Source organism: Naasia lichenicola (assembly GCF_004801885.1).
GTDB lineage: Bacteria > Actinomycetota > Actinomycetes > Actinomycetales > Microbacteriaceae > Naasia > Naasia lichenicola.
Genome location: NZ_SSSM01000006.1, coordinates 377,351 through 391,207, shown reverse-complemented (window position 1 = coordinate 391,207; position 13,857 = coordinate 377,351). Strand labels below are relative to the sequence as shown.

Below are 13,857 nucleotides of genomic sequence, written 5' to 3'. Positions count from 1 at the left end.
TTCGCGGCAGCAGGAATCCGACGCAGCTACACCTGGGCGGTGGAAGGGGCGGCGGCGACCTTCGGCGAGAACCAGGTGCCGACCTGCTCTCCGCGAAGCGCCTTGTCGACCTGGGAGGTCGAGGTCAGCAGAACCCCTGTTCCCGCGTCGGCCGCGTGCCGGGCGGCAGCGACCTTGGTGGTCGCGCCTCCCGTGCCGATTCCCGTGCCGACCGAGCCGACGATGACGCCGTCGAGCGGGTCGCCGTATGGCACGTCGTCGATGCGGACCGCGCCTGGCTCGAGTGGGGGCCGCGTGTAGAGCGCGTCGACGTCGCTGAGCAGCACGAGCAGATCGGCACCGACCAGGGTGGCGACGAGCGAGGCGAGGCGATCGTTGTCGCCGAAGCGGATCTCGTGGGTGGCCACGGTGTCGTTCTCGTTCACGATGGGCAGGATGCGCAGCTCGAGGAGCTTCTCGATCGCGCGCTCGGCGTTCTTGCGCGGAGTGCTGTTCTCGAGGTCGCCGGCGGTGAGCAGCACCTGTCCGGCGACGATCCGATAGCGAGCGAGGCTCTCCTGGTAGCGGTAGATCAGGAGGTTCTGGCCGACGGCGGCCGCGGCCTGCTGGGTGGCGAGGTCGGTGGGGCGGGAGTCGAGTCGCAGGTAGGGCATGCCCGTCGCGATGGCACCGGAGGACACGAGGATGACCTCGGCTCCGCGGCCGAAGGTCTCAGCGAGCGCTGTGACGAGCGGATCGATCTGGCCCGCGTTGTCGCCGCTGATCGACGACGAGCCGACCTTGACGACGACCCGACGAGCCTGGCCGATCTCAGCGCGCGATGCGGTCGTCATGCCTCGCTCTTCTCGCCTTCCGAGACCCGGCTGTCGGAGTCGATCGGGGCACCGTCGTCGCTCTCGCGAGCCTCGCCGACGATCGTCTCGCCGCCGTCGCCGGTTCCGGCGTCCTCGCGCCAGAGGCCGGCCTTGCGCTCGTCCTCCATCTCGAGCCGGGCGGCCGCCTTGGCGTCCATCCGCTCGAAGTAGCGCTCGCGTCGCGCGTCGCGCGTCGGGCGGTTGGACTGATCGATCCGCAGATCGGATCCGCGCGGACCGGTGATGAGCTCGGCGGCGGAGGTCAGGGTCGGCTCCCAGTCGAAGACGACGCCGTCGCCGGGGCCGATGACCACGGTCGATCCGGGGGTCGCGCCGGCGGCGAAGAGCTTCTCCTCGATGCCGATCTTGGCGAGTCGATCGGCGAGGTAGCCGATGGCCTCGTCGTTCTTGAAGTCGGTCTGGGCCACCCAGCGCTCGGGCTTCGGACCAAGGATGCGGAAGAAGTTGCCGTCGGATCCGCCTTCTGAGCGGACCGTGAACTCGGCGTCGTTGACCGCCTTCGGTCGGATGACGATCCGGGCGGGTGCGGCGTCGGCCTGGAGGCGCTCGGCCTCGACCAGCGCGGCCAGGGCGAACGACAGCTCGCGCAGGCCGGCGTGCGAGACCGTCGAGATCTCGAAGACGCGGTAGCCGCGGGCTTCGAGGTCGGGACGGACGAATTCGGCGAGCTCCTGAGCGTCGGGCACATCGAGCTTGTTCAGGGCGATGAGCTGCGGGCGCTCCAGAAGCGGCGTCTGGCCGTCCGGCACGAGATACGCGGCGAGCTCGCCGAGGATGACGTCGAGATCCGACAGCGGGTCGCGGCCGGGCTCGAGGGTGGCGCAGTCGAGGACGTGCAGCAGGGCCGTGCAGCGCTCGACGTGGCGGAGGAACTCGAGGCCGAGTCCCTTGCCCTCGCTCGCACCCTCGATGAGGCCGGGGACGTCGGCGATCGTGTAGCGGAAGGTGCCCGCCTGCACGACGCCGAGGTTGGGCTGCAGCGTGGTGAATGGGTAGTCCGCGATCTTCGGACGCGCGGCCGAGAGGGCGGCGACGAGGCTCGACTTGCCGGCGGACGGGAATCCGACCAGGGCGACGTCGGCCATGGTCTTCAGCTCGAGGCGGATGTCGCCTTCCCAGCCAGGCGTGCCGAGAAGGGCGAATCCCGGCGCCTTGCGCTTGGTGCTGGCGAGGGCGGCATTGCCGAGTCCGCCCTGTCCGCCCGGCGCAACGACGATGCGCTCGCCGGCGACGGTGAGGTCGGCGAGCTCGTTGCCGTCTGCGTCCTTGACGACGGTGCCCACAGGTACCGCGAGCTCCATGGTCTCGCCCGAGGCACCGGCGCGGTGGTCGCCCATGCCGGGGCCGCCGTTGTCCGAGGCCTTGTGCGGCCCGCGGTGGTAGCCGAGCAGGGTGGTGACCTGGGAGTCGGCGACGAGGACGATGTCGCCACCGTCGCCGCCGTTGCCTCCGTCGGGGCCCGCCAGCGGCTTGAACTTCTCGCGGCGGACCGACACGCAGCCGTTGCCGCCGTGCCCCGCCTTGAGGTGGAGCGTCACCCGGTCGACGAATGTCGCCATGGTCGTACTCCTCTGCTTCTCATCCGACGAACTGCCCACTTCTGCCGCCTGAATTGCGTTTCATGCGGCAGATCTGGGCAGATCACGGTTCTTGCTGCGCGATGCGTTGCAACGCGCTGTGCTGCTGTTGCTTAAGGCAGGAAAGGGCGGGCCGTCGAGGCCCGCCCATCCCGAAGTTGTTCGTCCTGCGTGCGAGAGCTACTCCGCGACCGCGACCGCTGCCGCGGGGACGACGATGTTGACGACCTTGCGGCGCCCCTTCTGACCGAACTCGACGGCGCCGGCCGACAGGGCGAAGAGGGTGTCATCCTTGCCACGTCCGACGTTGACGCCGGGGTGGAAGTGGGTGCCGCGCTGGCGGACGATGATCTCGCCCGCGCCGACGACCTGGCCGCCGAAGCGCTTCACGCCGAGGCGCTGCGCGTTGGAGTCGCGGCCGTTACGAGTTGAGCTTGCGCCCTTTTTGTGTGCCATTGCTGGTTCCCCTTCGCGCCGCGGCTAGTTGATGCCGGTGATCTGGACACGGGTGAGCTCCTGGCGGTGGCCCTGGCGCTTCTTGTACCCGGTCTTGTTCTTGAACTTCTGGATGACGATCTTGGGGCCACGCAGGTCGTTCAGCACCGAAGCGGTGACCGTGACCTTCGAGAGCGCGTCGGCGCCGCTCGTGATGGTCTCGCCGTCGACGAGCAGGACGGGGACGAGCGAGATGTTGCCGCTCTCGTCTGCCTTGATGCGGTCGAGGGTCACGATCGTGCCGACCTCGACCTTCTCCTGACGCCCTCCGGCGCGCACAATTGCGTAAACCACGTTTTCAGCCAATCTGTTGGATTCCGTCTGCCCGATCCCGCCCGTGCCGCATGAAACCGGGGTTTCACCGCCACGGGGACGATCGACTCCTGACGGAGAAGATTCGGTGCGGGCCTAGCCACGCACACCAACGGTCAAGAATAGTCGAAGATCGCCGCTGGCGCCAACCGCACTCCCCCATCCGCGGCGCGTCCTCCCCCGAATACTACGTTCCGGCCGAATGTGCCCGTAATTTCGCGCACATTCGCCGGTTTTGTGCACACGCTCGGAGGCGAACACCGACCGGCGAGCACTCCTGGGTTCCTAGGATGACGGCATGACGGTGCTGATCGATACGGCGATGTGGCCGGCTCACGGAACCGTGTGGGCCCATGTCGTCAGCGACAGCTCGCTGGACGAGCTGCACGCCTTCGCCGAGGCCAATGATCTGCCGCGCCGCAGCTTCGACCTCGACCACTACGACGTACCCGAGCGCAGGGTCGACGACCTCATCGCCGCCGGAGCGATTCAGGTGACCGGGCGCGAACTGGTCATCCGACTGCGGAACAGCGGGCTGCGGGTGAAGGCCCGCGACCGCCACTAGGCATCGGGCCGCTGAACGACGAACTGCCCAGTTCTGCCACTGGAAACGCACTTCAGGCGGCAGAACTGGGCAGTTCGATGTGAACCTCGTTGGTCGAGAAGACGCGCCGGCGCCGTATCGAGGCCCTCGGCTGAATCCCTACTGTTTGGAGTCGGGCGTGAGGATGGCGGTCGAGACGCGGCGGCTGCGTGAGCGACCCTGACCCGGCTTCTTCGGCTCGGGCAGGGCATCGAGCACCCCTTCGAGCAGGGAGTTCGCGTCGGCCGCCTTGGCGCGAGGCGCAGGAGGCGCCACCTCCGGCAGGGCCAGCTCGGGCAGCACGATCTCGGGGAACGAGGCCTCGGGCAGCGCGATGATCGCCTCGGAGACGGATTCGGGAGTGGCAGCCTCGGACACCGGCTCGAAGACGACCCGCTGGGGCGCGGCCTCGGTGGCGGGCGGGTTGCCGTGCTCGGCGGCAAGCTCGCTCTCGACGGCGTCCTTGTGCAGCGTGCTCGCGGCGATCTTGGCGAGCGCGTTGCGGGCGTCATCGGTGATCGAGTGCGTGCTGCCTGCAGCAGGGCGCGGCGGGGTGGCCGACTGCTTGCCGTTTCCATTGCCATTGCCGTTCCCGTTGCGTCGGCGGGAGTCGCCCTGCTGCTGCGATTGCGGGCGCGGCTGCTCGGCGTTCTTGCCGGTGTTCTCGACGAACGATTCGGCGAGGCCGAGTCCGAGCTTCTTGCGGGTCATCTGCACCAGACCGAGCGAGGTGACCTCGGCCACCTGATGCTTGGTGCGGTCGCGGCTCAGGCACTCGACGAGCCGCCGCAGCACGAGGTCGCGGTTGTTCTCGAGCACCATGTCGATGAAGTCGATGACGATGATGCCGCCGATGTCGCGCAGACGCAGCTGGCGGACGATCTCCTCCGCGGCCTCGAGGTTGTTCTTGGTGACGGTCTCCTCGAGGTTGCCGCCGGACCCGACGAACTTGCCGGTGTTGACGTCGACGACCGTCATGGCCTCGGTGCGGTCGATGACGAGCGATCCACCCGACGGCAGCCAGACCTTGCGATCGAGGGCCTTGTCGATCTGCTCCTGCACGCGGAATGCGGCGAACACGTCGCCGCTGCCCTCGTACTTCTCGACGCGCTCGAGCAGGTCGGGCGCGACGGCGCCGAGGTAGCCGCCGATGGTCGACTGCGCCTCCTCACCGGCGATGACCAGGCGGGCGAAGTCCTCGTTGAAGACATCGCGGATGATCTTGACGAGCAGGTCGGGCTCGCTGTGCAGCAGCGCAGGGGCCTGGGCCTTCTCGAGCTGGCCGCTGATCGACTCCCACTGGGCGGTCAGCCGCTTGACGTCGACGGTCAGCTGCTCCTCGGTCGCGCCCTCGGCGGCGGTGCGCACGATGACGCCGACGCCCTCGGGCAGCACCTCCTTGAGGATGCGCTTGAGGCGGGCGCGCTCGATATCCGGCAGCTTGCGTGAGATGCCGCTCATCGAGCCGTTCGGCACATAGACGAGGTAGCGGCCGGGCAGCGAGACCTGGCTGGTCAGGCGAGCGCCCTTGTGACCCACCGGGTCCTTCGTGACCTGCACGAGCACGCGGTCGCCGGGCTTGAGGGCCAGCTCGATGCGACGGGGCTGATTCTTCTCGCCCTCGGCCGCAGCGGCCTCCCAGTCGACCTCGCCGGAGTAGAGCACGGCGTTGCGGCCGCGCCCGATGTCGACGAAGGCGGCCTCCATGCTCGGCAGCACGTTCTGCACGCGCCCGAGGTAGACGTTGCCGATCAGCGAGACGTTCTGCGACTTCGCGACGTAGTGCTCGGCCAGGACGCCGTCCTCGAGCACGCCGATCTCGATCTTGTCGGATGAGCTGCGGACGACCATGGTGCGGTCGACCGACTCACGGCGGGCGAGGAACTCGGCCTCGGTGATGACGGTGCGACGGCGTCCGGCATCGCGGCCGTCGCGGCGGCGCTGCTTCTTGGCCTCGAGGCGGGTGGAGCCGCGGACGCGCTGCGGCTCGGTGATCTCCTCGACGACGCGCGGGCGCTGCACGGGGCGGGTGGTCTCGCGGACCGACACCTCATCGGGCGCGTCGGGCGATCCGCCGGAGCGACGACGCGAGCGCCGGCGGCTCGATGCGGACTGCTGCTGCCCGGACCCGTCGTCGATGGGATCGACCGGGGGTGCCTCGTCGACATCGACCTGGGCGAACACGGGAGGCGCCTTGAAGAGCAGCTGCAGAGGGCTGAGAGGCGCGACGAAGGCGGGCTCGGCTGACGCGGCGGGCTGCTCGGATTCGGACGCCACTGCCGCGTCGGACTCGAGCGAGCTCCGATCGATGTCCTCGGACGCCGTGAGGTCGAGCGCCTCGGCATCCACGAGCGCCGGGTCGGTTCCGACAGGATCGGCGGGTGCCTCGGCGGAGGGTGCGTCCTCGATGACATCCACGAAGGCGGGCACATCATCCGGCTCGACCGCAGGCTCCACGACGTCGACGACGATCACGTCGACCTCGATGCCGCCCACCTCGATGATCTCCTCCGACGATGAGGCCACCTCAGCGGCCTGAGCTCCGGCGCTGTCGCTGGGGCCGCTGCCGTTGAAGCTGCCGTCGGCGGCGCTGTCGTCGACGGAGCTGTCGGCAACGGGCACGCGGATGGCGCCGATCGTCTCGGGCAGGTGCGTGCTGTCAGGGCCCTCGCTCGCGCCTCGGCGGAGGAATGTCCTCCTGCGCTTCGGGGCCTCTTCTGTGCTCTTCTCATCCACCATCGCTGGTGACTCCTTGCAGATGCGGGTCCGCGCCGCCACACCTGATGCTTCGCGGTGGAACGTGTCCACCGAATCCTGGATCGAGCGATTCGCTCACGCCTTGCGGCGCTGTGCGGAGGCTGGCTCCGCGATGACCGGGTCGCACCTGCGACTCCGGAGAAGTCTTCTGCCCGCGCGCGGCGCGGGCACTGGCTCATTATCGCATGACACCCCGCCGCACGCCCCCACCGCGCGAAGGATGCACAGCTCCACTTCTCGTGATCGCTCCCCGGAATCCGCTCGGTTGGAGCGCGCGGGGTCCGCGAGCGGTCAGGATCTGCGTGCGACAATTCCTCGCATGACCGCCCGGACCGCTGCGCGCCCGAACACCGAGCCCGCCGCCGCCGCGGCGATGGCGGGTGCGCGGCAGCCGGTCTGGATCGCGATCCTCTTCATCGTCACCGGCCTGGTCGGCCTCTACGGATCGTTCACGCTGATCATCGAGCGCTTCGCCCTCATCACGAACCCGGGTGTGCCGCTCAACTGCGACATCAACCCGTTCGTCTCGTGCGGTCCGGTCATCCAGAGCTGGCAGGGATCGCTCTTCGGATTCCCGAATCCGATGATCGGCCTCGCGGCATTCGCAGCCCCCGTCGCTGTCGGCGTCGGACTGCTCGCCGGCGCCCGGTTCGCACGCTGGTTCTGGGTGCTCTACAACGCGGGGCTGCTGTTCGCGATCGTCTTCATCCACTGGCTGATGGTCCAGACGGTGTTCGTGATCGGCACGCTGTGCCCGTACTGCATGCTCGTCTGGCTGTTCACGATCCCGCTGTTCTGGTACGGGACGGTCAACAACCTGGGACGCAACTTCGGCCTGCCGGAGAGTGCGGCGAGCTTCTTCCGATCCGCGCTCAAGTGGACCTGGCTGGTCGTGCTCATCGACTACCTGGTCATCGTCGCGATCATCCTCAGCAACTTCCCGCTGCTCCTGACCGTGCTGTTCTGATCAGCTCGCTGGTCGAGTGGGCCCAAGGGCCGTGTCGAGGCCCTCGATCAGATTCGTTGGTCGAGTAGGCCCGCCAGGGCCGTATCGAGGCCCTCGGCCGCAGGGGCCTCGATACGGCGCGAGCGCCCTACTCGACCAATGGAAGACTCAGCGGAACCAGAGAGCGAGCTCGCGCGCGGCGGACTCGACCGAGTCGCTGCCGTGCACGAGGTTCTGCTGGACCTTGAGTCCCCAGTCCCGTCCGAGGTCGCCGCGGATGGTGCCCGGCGCTGCAGTGGTCGGATCGGTGGTGCCGGCCAGCGAGCGGAAGCCCTCGATCACGCGGTTGCCGGCGACCCGGATCGCCACGATCGGGCCGGACTCCATGAACTCGACGAGGGGCTCGTAGAAGGGCTTGCCCTCATGCTCGGCGTAGTGCGCCGCGAGCAGCTCGCGGCTGGCCTCGACGAGCTTGATGTCCACCAGCGAGTAGCCCTTGGCCTCGATGCGGGCGAGGATCTCGCCCGTCAGGTTGCGGGCGACGCCGTCGGGCTTCACGAGGACCAGGGTTTCTTCGACGCTCACGCGTTTCTCCTTGCGTTGGGGGTTGTCCGAGGGGATGGATCAGAGCGATGACGGGTCGGGCTCGGCGGCTTCTGCAGCGCGGCGAGCGCGATCCAGCCGGCCGCCCATCACCATGCAGTACGTCCAGATGCCGATGAAGATCGCCGCGACGAAGAAGATCTCGCTGACCAGGAACCCGGCGGCGAAGAACACCGCTTGAGCGATCCAGCCGAGCCAGACGCCCACCGGATAGCGAAGCAGCGGCACGGTGACGATCATGAGCAGCAGCAGCGCTCCCCCGCCGCCGAGGGCGAGCGCCGCGGGCAGCCGACCGAGGCCGAAGACGACGAGAGCGGCGAGGAAGACGATCACGACCTCGAACGAGATCACGATCGAGCCGAGGCTCTCGGTGGTCGATCGGCGCCTGCGGACCCGCCCGGGTCGACCGGCGGGCGCTGCAGACGGGTCGGGAGCGGTGGTCACTTCCAGGATTCCGCCGCCGCGATCTCCATCGCCTGGCCGACGAGGGTGATCGAGCCGAACACGACGACGGCGCCGTTCGCGCTCTCCTTGGCCGACTCGCGCGCGGCCAGCAGGGCATCGCGGACGTACGGCTCCACCGACACCCGCTCCTCTCCGACGATGTCGATCACCAGGTCGGCGAGCGTCTCGGCGTCCGTCGTGCGATCGGAGGGGGCCGTCGTGACGATGAAGCGGTCGACGATCGGCGCCATGGCGCGGATCATCCCGTCGGCGTCTTTGTCCTCCAGGATGCCCACCACCGCAGTGATCCGGTCGAAGGTGAAGTAGCTCTGCAGCGCCTCGGCGAGCGAGACGGCGCCGTGCGGGTTGTGGGCGGCGTCGACGAGCACGCTCGGCTCGACGCCCACGAGCTGCAGGCGCCCGGGTGATGTCGCGGCACCGAGGCCTTCGACGACGAGCTCGGGGGCGAGCGCGGTTCCGGCGTCCCCCAGGAACGACTCCACCGCCGCGACGGCCAGCGCCGCATTATGCGCCTGGTGCGCGCCGTAGAGGGGAAGGAAGACGTCGGAGTATGTGCCGGCGCGACCGCGGATGGTGAGCAGCTGGCCGCCCACCGCCACGGTGGAGTCGACCCCGAAGTCGATGCCCTCTACCGCGAGATGCGCCTCGCTGAGCACGACCGCGCGCTCCAGCTCGGCGAGCGCGGACGGATCCTGCGCGGCGGACACGACGGAGGCGAGCGGCTTGATGATGCCCGACTTGGTGCGGGCGATCTCGGCCACGGTGGCGCCAAGCCGCTTCTCGTGGTCGAGCGCGATGGGTGCGAAGACGGCGACCTGCCCGTCGGCGACGTTGGTGGCATCCCACTCGCCGCCCATCCCGACCTCGATCACCGCGACGTCGACGGGTGCGTCGGCGAAGCTGGCGAAGGCGAGGATGACGATCGCCTCGAAGTAGGTGATCGCCGGCTCGTCCGCCTCCTCGAGGCCGGCGTCGATCATGGCGATGTACGGCTCGATGTCGCGCCAGTTGGCGACCAGCCGCTCGTCGCTGATCGGCTCGCCGTTGATGAGGATCCGCTCGGAGAAGCGTGCGAGGTGCGGACTGGTGAGCAGGCCGGTGCTGAGCTCGTGAGCCCGCAGCAGGCTCTCGATCATCCGGCTTGTGCTCGTCTTGCCGTTCGTGCCGGTGATGTGCACGATCGGATAGGCGCGGTGCGGATCGCCCAGCAGCTCGACCACCCGACGGACGGGTTCGAGGCGGGGCTGCGGGGATCCCTCGCCGAGCCGCTGCAGGAGCTCCTCGTAGACCTCGTCGGCCAGTTCGCGGTACTCGTCAGCGTCCTCATCGACCGGCTTCAGGTCGTCGCGGTCCGAGTCGTCGACCCGGAGGTTGTCGACTCGGAAGTCGTCATCGGACCCGCCGTCGAAGGGATCGTCCACGCCGTCGAGCCCGTCGTCGGGCAGGTCGTCGCGATCCCGGTCGTCGCGGTCGCGGTCGTCGGCGGAGAGGGAATCGTTCGGCACGGCATCTTCCTGATCAGGCATCGACGGTCACCGGTCCAGTCTTCCGCAGCTCGAGGCGTCCGCCGTTCGATGCACCCCATGAACGGGATGCGCTGACCACGACATGGCTGTCGGGCCATCTCGCGAGGTGGACCCCCTCGTCGCCTTCAGACTCGGTGGCGTCGAGCGAGACCGCCAGGACCTCGGAGGAGATGAGCTCGCGGTGTGCGGCGACGACGGCGAGCAGGTCGGAGTCGCCGACCAGGTGCAGGTCGATCCGGTCCGAAACGTCGAGGCCGGCGCTGCGCCGGGCCTGCTGGATGTCGCGGATCAGGTCTCGGGCGTGGCCTTCCGCCTCGAGCTCGTCGGTCACGACGGTGTCGAGCAGCAGGAACCCACCTCCCGGGAGGAGGGCGACGGCGGCGCCCTCCTGGCCGCCGGAGATCTCGAGCGCGAGGTCGTACTCCCCCGCCTGCAGGGCGATGCCGTCCACGGTCACCACTCCCTCGGTCTCGGACCAGTTGCCGGCCTTGGAGCCCTGGATGACGCGCTGCACGTCCTTGCCGATCCGCGGTCCGAGCACTCGAGCATTGATGCTGAGGCGGGACTCGATGCCGTACTCCGTCGCGCTGGTGCCGGCGAGGTCGACGAGCGTGATGCTCTTGAGGTTCAGCTCGTCCCGCAGGATCCCCTCGAACGGCACGAGCGCCGCGGCGTCGGCGGTGACCACGGTCAGCCCGGAGAGCGGGAGGCGCACTCGGAGCCCGGACTGCTTGCGCAGCGCCAGGGCGGTGGACGCGGTGGCGCGGACGGCGTCCATGGTGGCGACGAGCGCGTCGTCCGCCGGGAACTCCTCCGCCTCGGGCCAGTCGGTGAGGTGCACGCTGCGGCCACCGGTCAGACCCTGCCAGATGCTCTCCGAGACGAGCGGCAGCAGTGGCGCGGCCAGGCGGGTGACCGTCTCGAGCACGGTGAACAGCGTGTCGAAGGCGGCGGTCTCGCCCCTCCAGAACCGGTCGCGGCTCCGGCGGACGTACCAGTTCGTCAGCACGTCGGCGAAGTCGCGCAGCTCCAGGGCGGCGGAGCTCGCGTCCAGCGCCTCGAAGTCGTCGGTCGCCGCCGCGACGAGGTCGTGGGTCTTGGCGAGGATGTATCGGTCGAGCACATCGTCCGAGGCGACGCTGCGGGCTGCCTCGTAGCCCTCGTGATCCGGGCCGCTCGCGTTCGCGTACAGGGTGAAGAAGTAATAGGTGCTCCAGAGCGGCAGCAGCAGCTGACGCACTCCCTCGCGGATGCCCTCTTCGGTGACGACGAGGTTTCCGCCGCGCAGCACAGGGCTGGACATCAGGAACCAGCGCATCGCGTCGGAGCCGTCCCGAGAGAAGACCTCGTTGACGTCGGGGTAGTTGCGCAGCGACTTGGACATCTTCTGGCCGTCGTTGCCGAGCACGATTCCGTGGCTGACCACGTTGTTGAAGGCGGGACGCCCGAACAACGAGGTGGAGAGGATGTGCAGCGTGTAGAACCAGCCGCGCGTCTGGCCGATGTACTCGACGATGAAGTCGGCGGGGCTGTGCTCGTCGAACCAGTCCGCGTTCTCGAACGGGTAGTGCACCTGGGCGAACGGCATCGACCCCGAGTCGAACCAGACGTCGAAGACGTCCTCGATCCGGCGCATGGTCGACTTCCCGGTGGGGTCGTCGGGGTTGGGGCGGGTCAGCTCGTCGATGAACGGGCGGTGCAGATCAGGCTCGCCCGCGTCGTTCAGCGGCAGCCGCCCGAAGTCGCGCTCGACCTCCTCGAACGAGCCGTAGACGTCTACGCGCGGGTGCTCCGGGTCGTCGCTGCGCCAGATGGGGATCGGGCTGCCCCAGAACCGGTTGCGCGAGATCGACCAGTCGCGGGCGCCGGAGAGCCACTTGCCGAACTGGCCGTCCTTGACGTTCTCGGGCACCCAGGTGATCTCCTGGTTGAGCCGCTCCATGTCGTCGCGGAAGTCGGTGACGCGCACGAACCAGCTGGAGACCGCCTTGTAGATGAGCGGTCGCCGGCAGCGCCAGCAGTGCGGATAGGAGTGCTCGTAGCTCGCCTGACGGAACAGGCGGCCCTTCTCCTTGAGCAGCCGGGTCAGCGGCTTGTTCGCGTCGAACACCTGCAGGCCTGCGACCTCGGAGATGTTCGGCAGGAACTTGGCTCCGTCGTCGACGGAGATGATGGTCGGGATGCCGGCCGCGGTGCAGACGAGCTGGTCGTCCTCGCCGTAGGCGGGCGCCTGATGCACGATGCCCGTGCCCTCGCCCGTGGCGACGTAGTCGGCGACGAGGATCTGCCAGGCGTTCTCGGTGCCCCACACCTCGGTGTCGGCGTAGTAGTCCCAGAGCCGGTCGTAGTGCACGCCCTCCAGCTCGCGGCCGAGGAGGGTGCGGCTGATCGCCGCCGTCGCCTCCGCCGCGCTGTCGTAGCCGAGCTCCTTGTAGTACGCGCCCACGAGGTCGGCGGCGAGCACGTAGTCGGCGCCCAGGACCTCGCGGTCGAGCGGGATCCCCTCGCCGATCTCGTTCGCGAGACCGTCCGGCGCCTCCGAGTCGGGTGTGCCGTTCGGGCCGCCGGGGACGACCGCGTAGGCGATGTCGGGTCCGACGGCGAGCGCCAGGTTCGTCGGCAGGGTCCAGGGCGTCGTGGTCCAGGCGAGCGCGCGGGCGGCGGTCAGTCCGAGCGCCTCCGCCTTGATGCCGACCAGCGGGAAGGTGACCGTGACCGACTGGTCCTGGCGCATCTTGTAGACGTCGTCGTCCATCCGCAGCTCGTGGTTGCTCAGCGGCGTCTCGTCGTTCCAGCAGTACGGCAGCACGCGGAAGCCCTCGTAGGCGAGTCCCTTGTCGTAGAGCTGCTTGAAGGCCCAGAGCACGCTCTCCATGAAGGAGGTGTCCAACGTCTTGTAGTCGTTCTCGAAGTCGACCCACCGAGCGGATCGGGTGACGTAGTCCTGCCACTCCCCCGTGTAGCGCAGCACGGAGGCACGCGCCTCGGCGTTGAAGGCGCCGATGCCCATCGATTCGATCTCGGCCTTGGTGGTGATGCCGAGCTGGCGCATCGCCTCGAGCTCGGCGGGCAGTCCGTGGGTGTCCCAGCCGAATCGGCGGTGAACCTGCCTGCCGCGCATCGTCTGGAAGCGCGGGAAGACGTCCTTCGCGTAGCCGGTCAGCAGGTGCCCGTAGTGCGGCAGGCCGTTGGCGAAGGGCGGGCCGTCGTAGAACACCCATTCGGGAGCGCCCTCGCGCTGGTCGATGGATGCCTGGAAGGTGCCGTCCTGCTTCCAGAATTCGAGGATCCCCTCCTCGATCTGAGGGAACTTCGGGCTCGGCGGAACTCCAGGCGACGCCTTCTGGAAGGCGTTGTTCTCGGTCAGACCGGTGGCTTCTGAAGCGGTGGTGCGGGGCGCATCCTTGGGATACATGCAGGGTCTCTCGTGTCGTGATGTTCACTTCACGAGGACGCCTTGCGACGCGGTACCACCCCGTTTGGCGCCCGCTTGCGTTTCGCGGTCGAGCGCCCACTCGATGTCGGCGATGACGGGCCGACCCGTCCGGTTCTACTGGGCTCCGCCGCTCTCGCGAGCTGCTCGGCCGTTCTTCCGGAGACTCCCCGGTGATGCCGGATCGATGCCTATGCGCCCATGGTACCCGCCACCACCCCGACGGAGTAGCCCGTCTCGTCGGTCACCCGGCGACGCACGACTTGTCACGAATGGTGGGTGCCA

The 13,857-nt window shown here is 68.7% G+C and carries 11 protein-coding genes; 2 read left to right on the top strand and 9 right to left on the bottom strand.

The features are described from left to right. Positions 1 to 26: 26 nt before the first annotated feature. From proB to rplU, 4 genes are all read right to left on the bottom strand, one after another. The gene (proB, locus tag E6C64_RS18070) at positions 27 to 833 is read right to left on the bottom strand and encodes a glutamate 5-kinase (protein WP_136429119.1); all 807 of its coding nucleotides are present in this window, start codon (positions 831 to 833) and stop codon (positions 27 to 29) included. After that, the gene (obgE, locus tag E6C64_RS18065) at positions 830 to 2,434 is read right to left on the bottom strand and encodes a GTPase ObgE (protein WP_136429117.1); all 1,605 of its coding nucleotides are present in this window, start codon (positions 2,432 to 2,434) and stop codon (positions 830 to 832) included. Before obgE ends, proB begins: the two co-directional genes overlap by 4 nt. 198 nt (positions 2,435 to 2,632) lie before the next feature. After that, positions 2,633 to 2,908: a 50S ribosomal protein L27 gene (gene rpmA / locus E6C64_RS18060; RefSeq protein WP_136429115.1), complete on the bottom strand. Its 276-nt coding sequence runs from the start codon at positions 2,906 to 2,908 to the stop codon at positions 2,633 to 2,635. A gap of 24 nt (positions 2,909 to 2,932) precedes the next feature. Then, entirely contained in the window at positions 2,933 to 3,241 is a 309-nt protein-coding gene (gene rplU / locus E6C64_RS18055) for a 50S ribosomal protein L21 (protein WP_136429113.1), read from the bottom strand. A 316-nt stretch (positions 3,242 to 3,557) separates the two neighbouring features. Here rplU and E6C64_RS18050 point away from each other — a divergent pair, with 316 nt between their 5' ends. Next, a complete protein-coding gene (locus tag E6C64_RS18050; protein WP_136429111.1) occupies positions 3,558 to 3,824 on the top strand; it encodes a DUF4031 domain-containing protein in 267 nt (88 codons plus the stop codon). 138 nt (positions 3,825 to 3,962) lie between these two features. Here the strand turns inward: E6C64_RS18050 and E6C64_RS18045 are convergent, their stop codons facing one another. Next, positions 3,963 to 6,581 carry an Rne/Rng family ribonuclease gene (locus E6C64_RS18045; protein WP_136429109.1) on the bottom strand — a complete coding sequence of 873 codons (2,619 nt, stop codon included), beginning with the start codon at positions 6,579 to 6,581 and terminating at the stop codon, positions 3,963 to 3,965. Between the two features lie 337 nt (positions 6,582 to 6,918). On the opposite strand from E6C64_RS18045, the gene E6C64_RS18040 reads away from it, so the two are divergent. Further along, positions 6,919 to 7,566: a vitamin K epoxide reductase family protein gene (locus E6C64_RS18040; RefSeq protein WP_233255716.1), complete on the top strand. Its 648-nt coding sequence runs from the start codon at positions 6,919 to 6,921 to the stop codon at positions 7,564 to 7,566. Positions 7,567 to 7,713: 147 nt separating this feature from the next. Here E6C64_RS18040 and ndk read toward each other — a convergent pair whose 3' ends face one another. Genes ndk through ileS form a run of 4 tightly spaced genes read right to left on the bottom strand, consistent with a single transcriptional unit; the run spans position 7,714 to position 13,554 of the window. After that, entirely contained in the window at positions 7,714 to 8,130 is a 417-nt protein-coding gene (gene ndk / locus E6C64_RS18035; RefSeq protein ID WP_136429107.1) for a nucleoside-diphosphate kinase, read from the bottom strand. 39 nt (positions 8,131 to 8,169) lie between these two features. Further along, positions 8,170 to 8,592 carry a DUF4233 domain-containing protein gene (locus E6C64_RS18030; RefSeq protein ID WP_233255715.1) on the bottom strand — a complete coding sequence of 141 codons (423 nt, stop codon included), beginning with the start codon at positions 8,590 to 8,592 and terminating at the stop codon, positions 8,170 to 8,172. Beyond that, positions 8,589 to 10,139: a bifunctional folylpolyglutamate synthase/dihydrofolate synthase gene (locus E6C64_RS18025; RefSeq protein ID WP_136429103.1), complete on the bottom strand. Its 1,551-nt coding sequence runs from the start codon at positions 10,137 to 10,139 to the stop codon at positions 8,589 to 8,591. Before E6C64_RS18025 ends, E6C64_RS18030 begins: the two co-directional genes overlap by 4 nt. Next, entirely contained in the window at positions 10,132 to 13,554 is a 3,423-nt protein-coding gene (ileS, locus tag E6C64_RS18020; RefSeq protein WP_136429101.1) for an isoleucine--tRNA ligase, read from the bottom strand. The genes E6C64_RS18025 and ileS overlap by 8 nt, the downstream gene beginning before the upstream one ends. Positions 13,555 to 13,857 lie beyond the last annotated feature (303 nt).

Excerpts from the sequence above, each read along its gene's own strand:
- proB (WP_136429119.1), bottom strand. The coding sequence starts at position 833 with ATGACGACCGCATCGCGCGCTGAGATCGGCCAGGCTCGTCGGGTCGTC.
- obgE (WP_136429117.1), bottom strand. The coding sequence starts at position 2,434 with ATGGCGACATTCGTCGACCGGGTGACGCTCCACCTCAAGGCGGGGCAC.
- rpmA (WP_136429115.1), bottom strand. The coding sequence starts at position 2,908 with ATGGCACACAAAAAGGGCGCAAGCTCAACTCGTAACGGCCGCGACTCC.
- E6C64_RS18050 (WP_136429111.1), top strand. The coding sequence starts at position 3,558 with ATGACGGTGCTGATCGATACGGCGATGTGGCCGGCTCACGGAACCGTG.
- E6C64_RS18045 (WP_136429109.1), bottom strand. The coding sequence starts at position 6,581 with ATGGTGGATGAGAAGAGCACAGAAGAGGCCCCGAAGCGCAGGAGGACA.
- E6C64_RS18040 (WP_233255716.1), top strand. The coding sequence starts at position 6,919 with ATGACCGCCCGGACCGCTGCGCGCCCGAACACCGAGCCCGCCGCCGCC.
- E6C64_RS18025 (WP_136429103.1), bottom strand. The coding sequence starts at position 10,139 with ATGCCTGATCAGGAAGATGCCGTGCCGAACGATTCCCTCTCCGCCGAC.
- ileS (WP_136429101.1), bottom strand. The coding sequence starts at position 13,554 with ATGTATCCCAAGGATGCGCCCCGCACCACCGCTTCAGAAGCCACCGGT.